The 17,108-nt window shown below is 62.1% G+C and carries 14 protein-coding genes; all 14 read right to left on the bottom strand.

What is annotated here, in order from left to right; genetic code table 11:
• Positions 1-40 precede the first annotated feature (40 nt).
• Positions 41-2,551: an NAD-dependent DNA ligase LigA gene (gene ligA / locus IE166_RS06720; protein ID WP_189502689.1), complete on the bottom strand. Its 2,511-nt coding sequence runs from the start codon at positions 2,549-2,551 to the stop codon at positions 41-43.
• Between the two features lie 70 nt (positions 2,552-2,621).
• Positions 2,622-4,298 (bottom strand): DNA repair protein RecN, encoded by a 1,677-nt coding sequence (recN, locus tag IE166_RS06725; protein WP_189502690.1) that lies wholly within the window; start codon positions 4,296-4,298, stop codon positions 2,622-2,624.
• Between the two features lie 12 nt (positions 4,299-4,310).
• Positions 4,311-5,147 carry an outer membrane protein assembly factor BamD gene (locus IE166_RS06730; protein WP_244641344.1) on the bottom strand — a complete coding sequence of 279 codons (837 nt, stop codon included), beginning with the start codon at positions 5,145-5,147 and terminating at the stop codon, positions 4,311-4,313.
• Positions 5,148-5,342: 195 nt separating this feature from the next.
• Positions 5,343-6,293 (bottom strand): UDP-3-O-acyl-N-acetylglucosamine deacetylase, encoded by a 951-nt coding sequence (gene lpxC / locus IE166_RS06735; RefSeq protein ID WP_189503270.1) that lies wholly within the window; start codon positions 6,291-6,293, stop codon positions 5,343-5,345.
• Between the two features lie 254 nt (positions 6,294-6,547).
• Complete coding sequence (ftsZ, locus tag IE166_RS06740) at positions 6,548-8,206, bottom strand: cell division protein FtsZ (RefSeq protein ID WP_189502692.1); 1,659 nt, start codon at positions 8,204-8,206, stop codon at positions 6,548-6,550.
• Positions 8,207-8,311: 105 nt separating this feature from the next.
• On the bottom strand, positions 8,312-9,622 hold the full coding sequence (gene ftsA / locus IE166_RS06745; RefSeq protein WP_189502693.1) for a cell division protein FtsA: 1,311 nt from the start codon (positions 9,620-9,622) through the stop codon (positions 8,312-8,314).
• On the bottom strand, positions 9,619-10,545 hold the full coding sequence (locus IE166_RS06750; protein WP_244641345.1) for a cell division protein FtsQ/DivIB: 927 nt from the start codon (positions 10,543-10,545) through the stop codon (positions 9,619-9,621). The genes ftsA and IE166_RS06750 overlap by 4 nt, the downstream gene beginning before the upstream one ends.
• A complete protein-coding gene (locus IE166_RS06755; RefSeq protein WP_189502694.1) occupies positions 10,533-11,459 on the bottom strand; it encodes a D-alanine--D-alanine ligase in 927 nt (308 codons plus the stop codon). Before IE166_RS06755 ends, IE166_RS06750 begins: the two co-directional genes overlap by 13 nt.
• 226 nt (positions 11,460-11,685) lie before the next feature.
• Positions 11,686-12,072, bottom strand: coding sequence for a helix-turn-helix domain-containing protein (locus IE166_RS06760; protein WP_189503272.1), 387 nt, complete (start codon positions 12,070-12,072; stop codon positions 11,686-11,688).
• Positions 12,069-12,365 carry a type II toxin-antitoxin system HigB family toxin gene (locus tag IE166_RS06765; protein ID WP_189502695.1) on the bottom strand — a complete coding sequence of 99 codons (297 nt, stop codon included), beginning with the start codon at positions 12,363-12,365 and terminating at the stop codon, positions 12,069-12,071. Before IE166_RS06765 ends, IE166_RS06760 begins: the two co-directional genes overlap by 4 nt.
• 59 nt (positions 12,366-12,424) lie before the next feature.
• Positions 12,425-13,390 (bottom strand): UDP-N-acetylmuramate dehydrogenase, encoded by a 966-nt coding sequence (murB, locus tag IE166_RS06770; RefSeq protein ID WP_189502696.1) that lies wholly within the window; start codon positions 13,388-13,390, stop codon positions 12,425-12,427.
• Entirely contained in the window at positions 13,387-14,802 is a 1,416-nt protein-coding gene (gene murC / locus IE166_RS06775) for a UDP-N-acetylmuramate--L-alanine ligase (protein ID WP_189502697.1), read from the bottom strand. Before murC ends, murB begins: the two co-directional genes overlap by 4 nt.
• Positions 14,799-15,941: an undecaprenyldiphospho-muramoylpentapeptide beta-N-acetylglucosaminyltransferase gene (gene murG, locus IE166_RS06780; RefSeq protein WP_189502698.1), complete on the bottom strand. Its 1,143-nt coding sequence runs from the start codon at positions 15,939-15,941 to the stop codon at positions 14,799-14,801. Before murG ends, murC begins: the two co-directional genes overlap by 4 nt.
• 1 nt (position 15,942) lies before the next feature.
• The gene (gene ftsW / locus IE166_RS06785) at positions 15,943-17,100 is read right to left on the bottom strand and encodes a putative lipid II flippase FtsW (RefSeq protein ID WP_189502699.1); all 1,158 of its coding nucleotides are present in this window, start codon (positions 17,098-17,100) and stop codon (positions 15,943-15,945) included.
• Positions 17,101-17,108 lie beyond the last annotated feature (8 nt).

Below are 17,108 nucleotides of genomic sequence, written 5' to 3' on the forward strand. Positions count from 1 at the left end.
AATGCCGCCGCGCGTCACACGAATTCCATTGATCCAGCCTTCAGCGCCCGATGCGCTCAAACCACTGATCTTCGGTAATGACCTCGATGCCAAGTTCGGTTGCCGTCGTGAGCTTTGAACCTGCACCCGGACCTGCCACAACCAGATCCGTCTTCTTTGACACCGAGCCCGCGGCCTTGGCGCCGAGTTCTTCGGCCATTGCCTTGGCTTCGTCGCGCGACATGCGCTCCAGCGAGCCAGTGAAGACGATCGTCTTGCCCGCGACTGGTGAGGACGCCGGAACTTTCACGCGCTTGTTCACGGTCGAGACACCCGCATCGAGCAGCGCCTGTACCGCGCGCCGATTATGCTCCTCCTCGAAGAAGTGGATCAGCGACAAAGTCGCGACCGTGCCGATGTCGCTGTCACGGGACAGAGCAAGATAGGCCTCACCGGGCCGCCCTGCCTGTGCCGCAGCAAGACCAGCGCGGATGCCAGCCTCATCGGCGAAGCGCTCGCGCAAAGCCACGCGCTGCTTGGCCGACAGCCCAAGCTCGCCGTCCTTTGTCGGCAGCCACAGCGGATCGCCGAGCTTGTCCTCTCCCACCTCCATCAGGCGCTCGAAACTCTTCGCGCCGATGCCTTCCAGCGCGTTCAGCTCCGCCCACACCTCGCTCGCCTGACTGTCGCGTGCAGCATCGATTCCCTGGATCACTCCCCGCACATCATCGAAGTGCCGCGCCAGAGCCTTCGCCGTGGTTTCACCAATCTCCGGAATACCCAGCGCGAAGATGAAGCGATCAAGCGCGATGCTGCGCCGATCGTCGATCGCAGCCAGCAGATTGTCGATCGCCTTGGACGTTTCGGGCTTCTTTGCAGCCTTCTTGACTTCCGCATCCACACCGCGCCGTGCGTCCGACAGCGCGTGGCGCCGCTGCTCTAATGCGGCCTTCAGCGGCTCGAATTCGAGCTTGAAGATGTCGGCCGGCTCATGCACCAAGCCGGCATCGAACAGCGCCTCGATATAGGTTTCGCCGAAGCCGACGATGTCGAAGGCGTGGCGTGACACGAAATGCTTGAGCCCTTCACGCCCCTGCGCCGGACAGGTCAGGCCTGCTGTGCAGCGTCGCACTGAGTCGAGCCGTCCAGTCCGCGGATTGATCTCGCGCACGGCCTTCGAGCCGCAAACCGGGCACTGCTTGGGAAAGTCATATGGCACCGCATCGGCCGGACGCTTCTCCAGCACCACATCCACCACCTGCGGGATCACGTCGCCGGCGCGCTGGATCACCACCGTGTCGCCGATGCGGATGTCGCGCCCTTCGCGGATCGGATTGCCGTCGGAGTCTCTGCCCTCGATATAATCTTCGTTGTGCAGCGTGACGTTCGACACCACCACGCCGCCCACCGTCACCGGCTGCAAGCGCGCCAGCGGCGCCAGCTTGCCGGTGCGCCCAACGTTGATGTCGATCGCCTGAACCGTTGTGGTCGCGCGTTCGGCCGGGAACTTGTGCGCGATCGCCCAGCGCGGACTGCGCGACACGAACCCAAGCTCGCGCTGCTGTTCGAGATCGTCGACCTTATACACGACACCATCAATGTCGTAGCCGAGACTGGCGCGCTGTTCCTCGATAAGATGATAGTGCCGGATCAGCCCCTCCACAGTCTCGAACCGCTGCATCAGCGGTGCATCACGACCTTCCTGCGGCTGCAGATTGGTGACGAAGCCGGCGCGGCCCAGCGCTTCCACGACCTCTTCTTGCGTCTTGCCCGGCAACTGGCTCGCCTCGCCCCAGGCATAGGCAAAGAAGCGCAACGGACGCGACCGCGTAATCTCAGGGTTCTTCTGCCGCAGCGAGCCTGCAGCTGCGTTGCGCGGGTTTGCGAATTGGCGCGCGGTCGGCTGGGCGCTCTGGGCCTCCCCGTCCGCGTCCTCACCCGCTTCCGCCACAGGCTCCGCGCCTGCCGCCAGCCGCTCGTTCAACGCAGCGAAATCGGCATGGCTCATGTAAACCTCGCCGCGCACTTCGAACACGTCCGGCTTCCAGCCATGCAGCCGGTGCGGGATGTCTTCGATCACAAGCGCATTCGCGGTAACGTCTTCACCGATCGCACCATCGCCGCGCGTTGCCGCGCGCACCAACTCACCGCGTTCATACCGCAGCGACAGCGACAATCCGTCGATCTTGGGCTCGGCAGTGATGGCCAGCTTCGCGCCGTCGTTCAAACCCAGGAAGCGCCGAACGCGGCGGGCGAAGTCTTCCACGTCCTCGTCATAAAAGGCATTGTCGAGCGACAGCATGGGCACGGCATGCGGCACCTTGGCGAAGCGGCCGGACGGCGCAGCACCCACCTTGCGGGAGGGCGAATCGTCTCGCACGAGCTGCGGAAAGGCGCGCTCGATCGCCAGGTTGCGGCGACGCAGTGCATCGTACTCCGCATCCGAAATCGTCGGAGCATCTTCCGCATGATAGCGGCGATCATGGCCTGCGATCTCCTCGGCAAGCGCGGCCAGCGTCTCAGCGGCTTCTGCTTCGCTGAACTCGGAAACGGGTTTGTCGGAATGGGCCATGAACAAAACGCCTTACGCTTAGGTGCGCAGACTTTTGCATCGCCCGCGCTCTTCGCTCAAGATGGCGTTGTCAGGAGGTTGGGGAAGTCCCACCAAGAAGACGTTCGGCGGCCGCGCGCGCTTCTTCCGTCACCGTGGCGCCCGACAACATGCGCGCAATCTCTTCCTTGCGTGCGCTCCGGTCGATCGAAGCAATGCCGGTCGACACCCGATCGGACGCGCCGGACTTGGTAATGAGGTAATGCACGGAAGCCCGCGCCGCGACCTGCGGAGCGTGGGTGACGGACAGCACCTGCACCCTTTCAGACAACCGCGCCAACCGCTGGCCGATCGCATCCGCTACCGCGCCGCCCACGCCGGTATCGATTTCGTCAAAGACCAGCGTCGGTGCCGAGCCGCGATCCGCAAGCGCCACTTTCAGCGCCAGCAGGAAGCGCGACAGCTCGCCGCCGGATGCGACCTTCATGATCGGGCCGGCGCGTGTGCCGGGATTGGTGCGCACCCAGAATTCTATGAGGTCGTTGCCGTCCGCGCTGCGCAAACTCTGATCGGTCGACATCTCGACAATGAACTCTGCGCGCTCCAGCTTCAGCGCCGGCAGCTCCGCCATCACGGCCTTCACCAAACCGGCCGCAGCAGTCTGCCGTAAACTTGTGAGCTTGGCCGCATGCGCATCATAAACCTGCTGCGAAGCGCGTGCTTCTTCTTCCAGCGCGGTCAGCCGTTCGGCGCCGGCATCGAGATCGGCTAGGTCTGCCACCATGCCGTCGCGCAACTTGGCGAGATCATCGACCGGCACATTGTATTTGCGCCCAGCCGCGCGCAGCGCGAACAAGCGCTCTTCGGTCTGTTCAAGAACACGCGGATCGTATTCCGTTGCCCGCAACGCGGCTTGAACTGATGATTGCGCGCCATCGAGCGACAGCAAGGCTTCGTCCAGCGAGGTGATGATCTCGTCCAGCAAACCCGGCACTTCCGGCGCCTTGCGTTGCAAACGGCGCAACAGGCTGGAAAGCTGCGGCACGGGCGAACTTGAACCCGACAGAACCTCCTCCGCATCCGAAATTTCAGACGCGATCTTTTCGGCCTGCATCATCGCGGTGCGCGTTGCGGCAAGCTGTTCTTCTTCGCCCGGCTGCGGATCGAGGTCGCTCAATTCCTTGGCCGAACTGCGGAGATAATCCCCTTCCCGCTCAGCGGCTTCGACCCTGGCGCGATGGCTTGCAAGCGCCTGTTCCGCACCTTTCCAGCCACGCCAAGCCTTCTCGACGGAAACCACAGCACCATTGTGCCCGCCAAACGAATCGAGCGTCGTGCGATGCGCAGCAGGCTCCACGAGCGCGCGCTCGTCATGCTGGCCATGGATCTCCACCAGCAGGCGGCCGAACTGGCGCATCAAGCCGGCGCTGACGGGCTGATCGTTGATAAAGCCGCGCGTCCGGCCATCCGACGTCTGGATCCGGCGCAGAATGAGATCGCCGCTTTCATCCTCGATGGCATTTTCCCGCAGGAACCCGCGCGCGGCATGGTCGAGCGGAACATCGAAACTGGCGGTGACTTGGCCCTGCGTCGCGCCATGGCGTACCAAAGCGCCGTCGCCACGCGCACCGAGCGCCAGCGAAAGTGAGTCGAGCAGGATCGACTTGCCGGCGCCTGTTTCGCCGGTCAGCACGGAGAGACCGGCCGAAAGGTCGATCTCAAGACGTTCAATCAGGACGATATCGCGGATCGAAAGATGCGTGAGCATCAGGCGCGATGATTACGTGCCGGCGATTGCAGATCCGACCTTGGACAGCCACGAGCCGGGATTGGCACGCGGCTCAAGCCCGCCGGACTGCAGCAACGTGTAGGAATCCTTGTACCACTGGCTGTCCGGGTAATTCTGCCCCAGAGCCGCGGCGGCCGACTGTGCTTCCGTCGCCAGACCCATCGCAAGATAGGTTTCCGTCAAGCGTGCAAGCGCCTCTTCGACGTGACGCGTATTGCCGTAAACTTCCACCACGTAGCGGAAACGCTTCGCGGCAGCGATATATTCGCGGCGCTCGAGGTAATAGCGGCCAACCTGCATTTCCTTGCCGGCAAGCTGGTCGCGGGCGAAGCGGATCTTGGCCTGCGCATCCTCGACATATTCCGAGTCGGGCCAGCGCTGAGCAACCTCTTCCATCGCCTCGATGGCGCGGCGCGATTCCTTCTGGTCCTGCGTCACGTCCTTGATCTGGCGGAAGTAAGCCAGGCCGACGATGTACTGGGCGTAAGCCGCGTCTTCCGAGGACGGGTAAAGCTGCACATAGCGCTTACCCTGGTTGATCGCTTCCTCGTATTTGCCCTGCCGGTAATTGGTGAAGGCACCCATCACCATCGATTTGCGGGCATATTCCGAATAGGGATGCTGGCGGTCCACCGCTTCGAACTTCTTGCTCGCCTCGTTGAGGCGACCGGCGTTCAGGTTCGCGAGGCCCTGATTGTAAAGCTGATCGGCCGGCTCGGTCTGCTCGACATACGTGGCCAGATCGATGTCGTCATTGGACGCGCAAGCGCCCAGGCTCAACGGCAGAATTGCCAGTCCACTCAGAAGCGCGATCTTGCGCGCTGTCATCGTTCGAAAGGTCGAAACGGCCATCAAACACCCCTCTCCGCACTTAGCTGCATGCGGATCTCGTCGCCCCGCCATAGACCACATCGCCCATGAGGAGCAACGCTATGTTCACGCATTGGTGCAATTTTGTGGCAGCAAGCCATGTTCAGGCAGCTTGCCCACAGCCGGGCAAGCCCCACCGATCGCCAAGACCGATCAGATGTTCCAGGGCGCGAACACAGGCGCGTTCACGGCAACCATCTCGATCGACCGGCCACGCTCGCGACGCGTGGTTTCCACGATCTCAAAAGCCGAGCGATCCGACAGTAATGCGTGCAAGGCGGCAGCATTGAGCTTGTGGCCGCCGCGATACGAATGGAACGAGCCAAGGAAGCGCGCGCCAGCCAGAGCCAAGTCGCCCATTGCGTCCAGCATCTTGTGGCGCACGAACTCGTTGGAATAACGCAGGCCTTCAAGATTGATGATGCGGCCGTCTTCGCCGATCACAACCGAGTTTTCCAGCGAGGAGCCCAAGGCGTAGCCGGCAGCCCACAAACGCTCCACGTCCTTCATGAAGCCGAAGGTGCGGGCGCGCGAAATTTCCGTGCGGAAGAAGTCGGCTTCCAGCGGTGCAGAAAATGCCTGACGGCCGATCGCCTTGTCGGCAAAATCAATCTCGACCTCGAACTTGGTGCCGGCAAACGGCCGGAATTCCGCCCAGGACGCACCATTCTCGACGCGGATCGGTTTCAGAACGCGGATATAACGGCGCGAAACCGATTGCTTCTCGAGCCCGACCTGTTCGAAGGCGTCCACGAACGGCTCGGCACTGCCGTCGAGGATCGGCGCTTCATTGCCGTCCATCTCGATCATAACGTTGTCGACGCCCATCGCATAAAGCGCAGCCATGACATGCTCGACGGTTGCGACATGCAGGCCGGCCGGATCACCCAGCACCGTGCACAGATCGGTCGAACCGACCTCGGAGAACAGTGCCCTAATTTCGCCGGTTTGCTCGCCTGATCTGGAAACAACGAAGGTGATTCCCGTATCGGGATCCGCAGGGCTGAAATGCATCGAGACCGGCTTGCCGCTGTGCACGCCGACGCCCGACAGGGACACGCGTGACTTCAGCGTCGTCTGACAATCCAGCGTTGGTGCACCCATATCTCGTCCAGTCATGCGTTCGTCTAGCAAACCGCAGGCAGAAACAGCCTTCGCGGAATCGCGCCATTTGCGGCTTTGATTTGGCTGCAAGATAGTGCCCGAGGGCGCTTCAACAAAATCACCAATTCTTACCCGTTGTTACGAGGTAAGTTGCCCCGGCAAAGTGTTAAGCCATTGTAAATGAATGCCGTTTGTAGAAACGGGCGAGCGCCCAAGCGCCCGCCCGTTACAAGTCTCGTCAGCTGTGAAGCTGCTTAGTTCGACTGGCGGCGAAGGAAGGCCGGGATTTCCAGCTGATCCTCTTCCTGCACAGCGCGCGGCTGCGGTGCCTGACGGCCATGATCGTCGAGCTGGCCACGGCGGGGTGCATAAAGACCGGCGTCCTGACCTGCCGAACGCGGCTGCGGCTGCGCTTCACGCAAGCGCGGCTCACGCGGCTGAGCAGGCTGAAGACGGGCAGGCTCTTCTTCGCGACGCGACAAACCGGTGGTCAGGCGCTTCAACAGGCCCATCGGACCACGATCTTCGGCTTCGCCGGCGCGGGATGCATGGTCCATCTCGGCGCGAACAACCGGCGGGAAGTCTTCGACGCGCGGCATGCGAACCGCAGTCTGAGCCGGCTGCGGCTGAGGTGCAGGAGCAAGCGGAGCCTGCTGCATCGGCTGTGGTGCAGCCGGGCGCATTTCCGGCTGGGCTGCCGGGAACAGCTTGCTTACCGGCCGAAAGTCGTCCGCCGGGTGGGCGGCCTCCTGCTGGCGCACGGCTTCCTGATGCATGTCGGCCATACGCAGCGCTTCGTTGACTGGGTCAACGGCAGCGCGAACCGGCTGCTGCTCAGGCGCCTGCTGCTGAACCGGCTGCTGCGGAGCGGCGACCTGTGGCTTCTGCTGCGCGGTCGGCTTCATCGGCTGGCGGATGGTGATTGGCGGCGTCACGAAATCGCTGGCAGCCTTGTCGATGCCGGTGGCAACCACGGACACGCGGATCACGCCTTCCAGCTCTTCGTCGAAGGTCGCGCCGAGGATGATGTTCGCGTCCTGATCGACTTCTTCGCGAATGCGGGTCGCCGCTTCGTCGACTTCGAACAGGGTCAGGTCGCGACCACCGGTGATCGAGATCAGGAGGCCGCGGGCGCCCTTCATCGAGCTTTCGTCGAGCAGCGGATTGGCAATCGCAGCCTCGGCAGCAGCCATCGCGCGGCCCTCGCCCGAAGCTTCGCCCGTGCCCATCATGGCCTTACCCATCTCGCGCATCACCGAACGAACGTCAGCGAAGTCGAGGTTGATGAGGCCTTCCTTGACCATCAGGTCGGTGATGCAGGCAACGCCCGAATACAGCACCTGATCTGCCATGGAGAAGGCGTCAGCAAAGGTGGTCTTGTCGTTGGCGATCCGGAACAGGTTCTGGTTCGGAATGACGATCAGCGTATCGACGCATTTCTGCAGTTCTTCGATACCGGTATCGGCCGTCTTCATGCGGCGGCCGCCTTCGAAGTGGAACGGCTTGGTGACGACGCCAACCGTGAGGATGCCCTTTTCGCGGGCAGCGCGGGCGACAACCGGCGCTGCACCCGTGCCCGTGCCGCCGCCCATGCCGGCGGTGACGAAGCACATATGCGTGTTGGAGAGGTGATCGACGATCTCGTCGATGCACTCTTCAGCGGCAGCGCGACCGACTTCAGGCTGCGAACCCGCGCCTAGACCTTCGGTGACATTGGCGCCGAGCTGGATCAGACGCTCGGCCTTGGACATCGTCAACGCCTGCGCGTCGGTGTTTGCGACAACGAAGTCGACGCCGCGAAGACCGGCCGTGATCATGTTGTTAACGGCATTACCGCCGCCACCGCCCACGCCGAACACCGTGATGCGCGGCTTCAGCTCGGTGATGTCCGGCCGTGAAAGGTTGATGGTCATGTTTGTCGTCCTTTTCGTCTTTTCCTGCCGCTTCGCCGCCGCGGCTGCCTTGAGGGCCTAAGCCCTCGCTAAACTCAAGAAACAGGGCCTAAACCCCTCTGAACTCTAGAAACTCTGTCGCAACCACTGACCCACGCGACCGAACCGTCCGCCTGTGCCGGTCAGTCTATGGGAAACACCGCCCGCCACCTGGCCTACTTCGAACTCTGCCACCTGCGGGTAGATCATCAGGCCGACCGCCGTTGCGAAGGCCGGTCCTTTTGCTGCTTCTGGAAGGCCTGCCACGCCAAGCGGCCGGCCAATGCGAACATTGCGCCCGAGAATGCGTCGTGCGGCTTCAGCCAGGCCTTGCAGCTGAGCGCCGCCGCCGGTCAGAACCACGCGCTTGCCTGCCAGATGGCCGCTGCCCGACTGGCTCAGCCGGTCGCGCACGATCTCCAGCGTTTCCTCGACGCGTGCCCGGATAATGCGGTTCATCGCAGCGCGCGGAACCTGCATGCCACCGTCATCGGCTTCGCTGCCGATCGGCTGAACGGTCACCAAATCGCGATCGTCGCCCGCTGCCGGCATCACCGTGCCATGCATCACCTTCATGCGCTCGGCATCGTCCATCGCGGTGGAAAGGCCACGCGCCAGATCCATGGTCACATGCGCGCCGCCGATCGGGATCGAGGAGGCGTAAACCATCTTGCCGGAGAAGAAGACCGACATGCTGGTCGTGCCGGCCCCGATATCGATGCAGGCCGCGCCCATCTCGCCCTCGTCGTCGACCAGAGCCGACAGGCCACTCGCATAAGGCGTCGCTACCATGCGCTCGACCGACAAATGTGCCCGGTTGATGCAGAGTTCGAGATTGCGCAGCGGTGCAGCGTCGGCCGTCAGCACATGCATGTCGACGCCGAGAACGTCGCCAACCATGCCGCGCGGATCCTGGATGCCACGCTCGGTGTCGAGCAAAAAGCCGACCGGCAGCGTATGCACAACCTGGCGCTCATGGCGCAGCGCCTGACGGGCACCGGCTTCCAGAACGCGGCGCACATCCGCTTCATCGGTTTCGTGACCGCCAAGATTGACCGTCGCGGTCGCAGCATCGCTCTTCAAGCGGCCGGCCGAAACGTTGACGATCAGCGAATCGATCGTCAGCCCAGCCATGCGCTCGGCTGCATCCACTGCGAGGCGGATTGCCTGCTCGGCACGGTCGAGATCCACGATCACGCCAGACTTCACGCCGCGTGACTTCTGGTGGCCGATACCGATCACCTGAATGCGATGGGTGCGACCACGCAGCAGCTGGCTTTCTTCGCGCGGCTTCAGCTTTGCGATGATGCAGCAGATCTTGTGCGAGCCGATATCCAGCACCGAAACGATGCCGGACCGCTTTGCACCACTATCCGAATTTCCGCCGAGCCAGCTCATATCTGTCGACCCGCTTTCTTGGCGGCCTTCTTTTCGGCTTCAAGCTGAGCCGTGCGACGCTCAACGGCACCCGGCGTCAGTTGAACAATGAAACGCTCGGCAAAGCGCAGATCGACCGCAGCGATATCGCGCGACAGCAGGCCCTGGCTTTGATCCAGCGCCAGCAATTCCTTGATCGCGCCGTCGACATCACCTTCCGGCAGCTTGATCTGCACGCCACTGGCCAGATGCACGTCCCAGCGCCGGTTAGCGACGCGGACATAGGCCTTCACTTGGGAAGCAAGTGCCGGGTAAGCGCTCATCTCGGCCACGAAGCTGGCAGCCCGCTCCGGCGCGCCCATGCCGATCACCAGCGGCAGATCGCGCGCATTGCGACCGTCGAACGGTGCGATCGGCCGGCCATCGCTTTCAATGACGGTCAGCTCGTCGCCATGCTGCCAGATCGCAAACGGCTTGCGCTCGACCAGTGCGACTTCGATCGCGTCAGGATAAATCTTGCGGACGGTCGCGCTCTCCACCCAGGGCAGCGTCAGCAAACGCTCGCGCGCCGCATCGGCGCTGAAGCCGACCAGAGCCGTCCAGCCATTGAGTTGCAACTGATCCAGAACGTCGATCTCCGACGTCTGTTTGTCGCCGGAAATGCGGATGTCGGTGACAGCAAAACCCGTACGCGCCGTCACCGCCTGCATCACCGCAGGCATATGGCCGCCGAGATAAGCACCATAGGCGCTGGACGCACCCAGCAGCAGCACCGTCAGGCTCGTTGCCGCGAAGCGCGGAATGCGCGTCTCGACCTCTTCGAGACGCGACAGCATCCGCATCGGCCGACGCAGGAAGCGCGGCACCACCATGGTCTCGGACAAGCCTTCACGGGGCGCATAGCCCTTGTGACGACCGCCGGTTGTCGACCTTAACGCGAACACGACGCGTCCTCCACCATCCAACTCAAGAGTTCGCCGAACGAATGTCCCGCCTCGAGGGCGATTTCAGGCACCAGCGATGTCGGCGTCATTCCAGGTTGGGTATTGACCTCCAGCCAGATGACCTCCCCGTTTTCGGAGAACCGGTCGTCGTAGCGGAAGTCGGATCGGGAAACGCCCCGACACCCCATGGCTTGATGCGCCTTGAGAGACAGTTTCTGTATAGTTTGGTAAATATTTGGTGAAAGTTTTGCCGGGATCTCGTGTTTCGAACCACCCGGCGCATACTTCGCATCGTAATCATAGAAGCTGTGGCCGGTCGGCAGGATCTCGCAAACGCCGAGCGCAACGTCACCCATCACGGCGCATGTGAACTCACGTCCGTAGACGTAGCGCTCCACCATGACAATATCGCCATATGGCCAGTCGGCCGCGCTCAGGCGCTGCGGCGGATGGGTCTGGTCTTCCTTGACGATCACCACGCCGAAGCTCGAACCTTCAGACACCGGCTTCACGACGTAAGGCGGCTTCAGCGGATGCTTGTTGCCGATCGCGTGGCGATTCATCACCCGCGATTCGGCCACGGGAATACCTGCTGCTGCAGCGATGCGCTTGGCGAGCTTTTTGTTCATGGCGAGCGCCGAAGCGAGCACGCCGGAATGGGTGTAGGGGATTTGCAGATATTCAAGGACGCCCTGGATCTTACCGTCTTCGCCGTAAGGTCCATGCAGCGCATTAAAGGCAACATCGGGCCGCAACTCGGCAAGAACCGCGCCAACATTGTGACCGACATCGATCCGGGTAACAGGATAACCCTCAGCCTCAAGCGCATCCGCACAGGCCTTACCGCTGGATAGGCTGACGGGCCGCTCCGAAGAGACCCCACCCATCAGCACTGCCACATGCTTCTTTGCCATCCGCCCCTGCGCCCCTGCGCCCCTGCAGTTATCCCGATTCCAACATTAGCGCTCGAACATGGCTTGAGCCTTGCGGGCAGAGAGCTCTGCCAGCTGAAAACCCGCCGCACGGGTTGCACGACTCAAACCAGGAAACGCTTGGCCCTTAGGAATCAGAGCTTGGATTCTGTGACAAGCCAGAATGTCAGGAAGTCCGCAAAACGGGGGCTGCTATGGCAAAATGGACTCAGGCCGATCGGGGCTCGAGGCGGTAAGGTTGAACAAGGAGATCAGCCGGCACGTGCCAAGAAGTATGGATCCGATGCACCATCTCGATGTTGAGCGCACGTCTGCGATTGAGGATTTCCGAGGCGCGCGATCGCGAGCCCAAGACATCCGCCAAATCGGTCTGCTTCAAGCCGCGCATCTCCATAAAGGCGGAAATAGCCGCAATCGGATCTGGCGCTTTTATAGCCCAATGCTGCTGCTCATAGGCGGCGATCAGCGCCGCCAGGACGTCGAACCGCTCCGCCTCCGCGCTTCCCTTTTCGGGCTCATGGTCGAAGTATCGCTCGATCTCGGCCAAGGCCCAGTCGTAATCGTCTTCGGTTCTGAGTGCTCGAATGTCCATCAGATCACTACCGGGTTGATCCTGTCATACTCTTTATGCGTCCCGACAAACTTTACCAGCACGCGTTGGTACTCGTAGGAAACACGCACGATCAGCCGGTACTTGTTGCCGCCTATGTCAAAGATAAGCCGGTTGTCGGCAACGAAATCAACCGTGGACCCGAACATCCGCTTCACGTCCGCCGGTGACGACCATGAGGCACGGGACACAATCGAGTACCATGTCCTGAGCGGCACCTCAGCCCGAGCTTCTCGTTCCCAGAACAATCGCAACGTGCGAAGCGCGATCACCTGCATTCATGTTCCCACATTGGGAATATAGCGACACTTAACGATCGGTGCAATCCGAACAGTGGTCAGACCGCTTCTCCAAGAAACGGCTTCACCTCGCGTCCGTCCCTGAAGCTGCCGATGCGCTTGATCTCCCATTCCAGCTTTATGCCGGAGGTTGCAAGCACACGGGCACGCACGGTTTCGCCAAGCGTTTCAAGATCATAGGGCGAAGCGTTGCCGGTGTTGATCATGAAGTTGCAATGCATCGGCGACATCTGCGCGCCGCCGATCATCAGCCCACGGCAGCCTGCGCGGTCGACTTCCTTCCAAGCCGAAGTGCCTTCGGGATTCTTGAAGGTCGAGCCGCCGGTCTTCTCACGGATCGGCTGCACGGCTTCACGATGATCGCGCACCGCGTCCATGTTGGCGCGGATCGTCGCGGGATCGTCGGGATAGCCTTCGAAGATCGCCGAGGTGAAGATCAGGTCGTTGGGTGCCGAGGAATGACGATAGGCGTAGCCCATATCTGCATTCGACAGCACGATCCGCTCGCCGGAACGGGTCAGCGCCCGCACCTCGATAACACGCTCGCGCGTCTCGAACCCGTTCGCGCCGGCGTTCATACGCAACGCGCCGCCGATGCCGCCCGGAATGCCGTGGAAGAAATGGAAGCCGCCGATGGCAGCATCATAGGCAACACCCGACACATGCTTGTCCGGCGTCGCAGCACCCGCTTCGATGCGCGTGTCCGAAATCGCCGTGGCCGTTCCGAACCCCTTTGCGGAAAGCCTAACGACGAAACCCCTTAGGCCGCCTTCGCGAACCAGCAGGTTGGAGCCGATGCCCACTACCATCACCGGGATCTCTTCCGGCACGGCCTTCAGGAATGCAGCAAGATCCTCTTCGTCCGCAGGCTGGAAAAGCACATCGGCCGGCCCGCCCGCGCGAAACCAGGTGATCTTTTCCATGGATGATTCCGGCGTCAGCCGGCCGCGCAACCCGCTTAAGCGGTCACCCAGCCGGGCAAGAAGATCGCTGCCTGCCGTCATGCCGCCGCCACTGCGCCGCCGTTGAGTTCACCGGGAAGTGCGTAGGCCCACTGTGTGATGTTGCCCGCGCCAAGGAACACGACATAATCGCCGGGTTTGGCAAGCTCACGGATAGCCGAGGCAATCACCTGCGGACCCTCGATATAGCGCGCATCGCGATGGCCCGCCGAACGCGCCGCAACAGCGAGAGCTTCGGAGGTCACACCTTCGATCGGATCTTCACCGGCGGTATAAACCGGCGCAAGCAGCACGGTGTCCGCATCGTTGAAGCAGGATGCGAAATCGCTGAACAGGTCGCGCAACCGTGTGAAGCGATGCGGCTGAGCAATGGCAATCACGCGGCCCTTGGTGGATTCACGCGCGGCCTTGAGCACGGCGCGGATTTCCACCGGATGGTGGCCGTAATCGTCGAACACTTCGACGCCGTTCCAGCTTCCGGTATGTGTAAACCTGCGCTTCACGCCGCTGAAGGCAGCGAGGCCGCGCCGGATCGCTGGTTCACGAAGGCCAAGCTCATAAGCCACGGCAATGGCGGCCGTGGCGTTCGACACATTGTGCCGGCCAGGCATCGGTAGCCTCAGGTCCTTCATCTCAACCAGCGCACCGGTCTTGCGATCGCGGATCACGACGTCGAACACGGAAGACGCATTTTCGTAACGCTGATTGGCGAAGCGCATGTCAGCCTGCGGGTTCTCGCCGTAAGTCACGACGCGGCGATCCTCGATGCGGCCGACCAGCGCCTGCACCTCCGGATGGTCGATGCACATGACGCCGAACCCGTAAAACGGCACGTTTTCCACGAACTGGCGGAAGGCAGCGCGGACATTGTCGAAGCTGCCGTAATGATCGAGATGTTCCGGGTCGATGTTGGTGACAACCGCGATTTCCGCCGGCAGCTTCAGGAACGTGCCATCGCTTTCGTCGGCCTCAACCACCATCCACTCGCCCTCGCCCATACGGGCATTGGTGCCGAGCGCATTGATGATGCCGCCATTAATGACCGTCGGGTCCAGCCCACCCGCTTCAAGCAGCGAGGCAACCATCGACGTCGTGGTCGTCTTGCCATGCGTGCCGCCGATCGCAACCGCCTGGCGGAAGCGCATCAACTCGGCCAGCATCTCGGCGCGGCGCACGATCGGCAGCAGCTTTTCGCGCGCGGCAACCAGCTCGGGATTCGTCTTCTTGATCGCGGTGGAGACGACCACGACCTCGGCCTTGCCTAGGTTCTCCGCTTTATGTCCGACGAAGCAGGTAATGCCCTTGTCGCGCAGACGTTGAAGGTTCGCGCCTTCGGCCTGGTCAGAGCCCTGCACCTCATAGCCGAGATTCTTGAGCACCTCGGCAATGCCGCTCATGCCGATGCCGCCGATCCCGATGAAATGCACGAGGCCGATTGTGGTCGACATCTTCATGGCCGCACTCCTTGTTTGAACTGTGCTGCGGTTTGGCCGGATGCAATAGCTTCTGCGAAATCAGCGAGCAAGCTCGCCGCGTTCGGCTTGCCTGCAGAACGCGCAGCGGAAGCCATCGCGGCTAATGCCTGCGGGTCCTGCATACGGGCAGCAATGAGATCTGCGATCCGCTGCGGCGTCAGCGTCGCCTGCTGATGCACCTCCGCCCCACCGGACGCGGCAAGCGCTGCAGCATTCGCCGCCTGATCATGATCAAGCGCATGCGGATACGGTACCAGGATTGCGGGTCGTCCGATCACCGCAACCTCTGAAACAGTCGACGCCCCGGAGCGCGAAATCACCAGATGGGCGTCGGCGATCCGCTCTGCCATGTCGTTGAAGAAGGGCGACACCTCAACCGTCATGCCGAGTTTGTCATAGGCATCACGCACCCGATCTTCATCTTCCGCCCGCGCCTGCTGCACGACGCTCAAGCGCTTGCGGAGTGCTTCCGGCAGAAGCGCCACGGCGGCTGGAACGGCGTCGGAAAAGAACTGCGCCCCCTGACTGCCACCAAACACCAGCAGCCGGAATGGATCTTCCAAGCCAGGTAGATTGAACGGCCGGGCGGCTGCTGTGATGACCGCAGGCCGGACAGGATTCCCGGTTACAACGGTTTTTCCGGCATGAACGCCGGAATTTTCGGGCAAAAAGCCCCCTGCAATGCCGGAAACCCGGGCGGCCAGCCCCTTATTTGCCCTTCCCATGACCGCATTTTGCTCATGAACCAGCGTGGGAACGCCACGTCGGCTCGCGGCGTAAAGCGGCGGCAAGGTGGGATAACCGCCGAAGCCGATCACCGCTTTCGGCTTGAGCTTGTTGATCAGAACTGTCGATTGCCTGACGCCGCTCCAGATCGTCCAAATTGCACGACTGAGAGCTATCGGGTTCTTCGAGCCGAAGGTTGATGCGGAGACCTGATGCGTCGCAACCGCCGGAAACGTGCCGGAATAGCGACCCGCCCGCGTATCGGTGACGAGATGGACATCCCAACCGCGCGCGCCGAGTTCATGCGCCAGGGCTTCGGCTGGAAATAGATGGCCGCCGGTCCCGCCAGCGGCAAGAAGGATGGTGCCCTTGAGGGCTGAACGGCCCGGCATGCTATTCGGCCGCTGCCAGCGAGCGCGCGCGTTCCATGGAATAATGGATCTGCGAGCGCTTTTCAGGGCGTTTGCGGGTCAGCGCCAGGATCATGCCCATCGAAATGGCAATCGCGATGGCTGACGAGCCGCCATAGGAAATGAACGGCAACGTCATGCCCTTTGCAGGCAGAAGCTGCACGTTCACGCCCATATTGATGAAGGATTGCAGCCCGAGCAGCGTCACCAGGCCGGTCACGGCATAGCGCGCGAAATCGTCATGCTCCTTCAGCGCCGTCGAAAGGCCGCGCAGCAGAATGAAGGCGAAGATGCCCATGATGAGGAAGCAGAAGACGATGCCGAATTCTTCACCGGCCACGGAGAACACGAAGTCGGCATGGCTGTCCGGGATCACGCGCTTGACCGTGCCTTCGCCCGGGCCTTTGCCGAGCCAGCCGCCATTGAGCAAGGCCTGCATGGCCATATCAACCTGATACGTATCGCCTTCGCCCGTGAGGAAGCGATCGATACGTCCCGCGACGTGCGGCAGGAGCGTATAGGCGGCGAAAACGCCGGTGATACCGACGGCACCCAGCGCGATGATCCAGAACCAGGCCATGCCGGCCACGAAGAACATCACGCCCCAGGTGGCAAGCGTCAGCATGGTCTGGCCGAAATCAGGCTGCGCGACGAGCAAGGCGACCACGAGGCCAAGCAGGATCATCGCGAACAGATTGCCTGGAATGTCAGGCTGGCGGGCGTGTTCGGCGAACAGCCAGGCCGTGATGACGACGAAAGCGGGCTTCAGGAACTCGGAGGGCTGGACGGACAGGCCGGCAAAGGAAATCCAGCGCCGCGCGCCTTTCACTTCAACGCCGACATAAAGCACGGCCACCATCAGCACGACCATGACAGCCAGCAAAATAACGGCCAAACGCCGGACTTGGCGGGCGTCGAGGAAGGACACGCCGATCATGACGATGGAGGCCGGGATCATAAAAATGATCTGGCGGGTGGCGAAATGGAAGCTGTCGAGACCGATGCGCTCGGCCACGGCTGGGCTGGCGGCGAAGGACAGGACGATGCCCAGCACCATCAGCATGACGAAGGCAGAGAGGAACCAGCGATCGATGGTCCACCACCAGTTCGAGACAGGACTGCGATCCAATCTGCTCAGCATAAACCCTA

Origin of the sequence: Tianweitania populi (assembly GCF_014652875.1) — a bacterium.
Classification (GTDB): domain Bacteria; phylum Pseudomonadota; class Alphaproteobacteria; order Rhizobiales; family Rhizobiaceae; genus Tianweitania; species Tianweitania populi.

Excerpts from the sequence above, each read along its gene's own strand:
- IE166_RS06765 (WP_189502695.1), bottom strand. The coding sequence starts at position 12,365 with ATGCAGGTGATCGCGCTTCGCACGTTGCGATTGTTCTGGGAACGAGAA.
- IE166_RS06755 (WP_189502694.1), bottom strand. The coding sequence starts at position 11,459 with ATGGCAAAGAAGCATGTGGCAGTGCTGATGGGTGGGGTCTCTTCGGAG.
- murC (WP_189502697.1), bottom strand. The coding sequence starts at position 14,802 with ATGAAGATGTCGACCACAATCGGCCTCGTGCATTTCATCGGGATCGGC.
- IE166_RS06730 (WP_244641344.1), bottom strand. The coding sequence starts at position 5,147 with ATGACAGCGCGCAAGATCGCGCTTCTGAGTGGACTGGCAATTCTGCCG.
- ftsA (WP_189502693.1), bottom strand. The coding sequence starts at position 9,622 with ATGAGCTGGCTCGGCGGAAATTCGGATAGTGGTGCAAAGCGGTCCGGC.
- lpxC (WP_189503270.1), bottom strand. The coding sequence starts at position 6,293 with ATGGGTGCACCAACGCTGGATTGTCAGACGACGCTGAAGTCACGCGTG.
- ligA (WP_189502689.1), bottom strand. The coding sequence starts at position 2,551 with ATGGCCCATTCCGACAAACCCGTTTCCGAGTTCAGCGAAGCAGAAGCC.
- ftsW (WP_189502699.1), bottom strand. The coding sequence starts at position 17,100 with ATGCTGAGCAGATTGGATCGCAGTCCTGTCTCGAACTGGTGGTGGACC.
- murG (WP_189502698.1), bottom strand. The coding sequence starts at position 15,941 with ATGCCGGGCCGTTCAGCCCTCAAGGGCACCATCCTTCTTGCCGCTGGC.
- recN (WP_189502690.1), bottom strand. The coding sequence starts at position 4,298 with ATGCTCACGCATCTTTCGATCCGCGATATCGTCCTGATTGAACGTCTT.
- ftsZ (WP_189502692.1), bottom strand. The coding sequence starts at position 8,206 with ATGACCATCAACCTTTCACGGCCGGACATCACCGAGCTGAAGCCGCGC.
- murB (WP_189502696.1), bottom strand. The coding sequence starts at position 13,390 with ATGACGGCAGGCAGCGATCTTCTTGCCCGGCTGGGTGACCGCTTAAGC.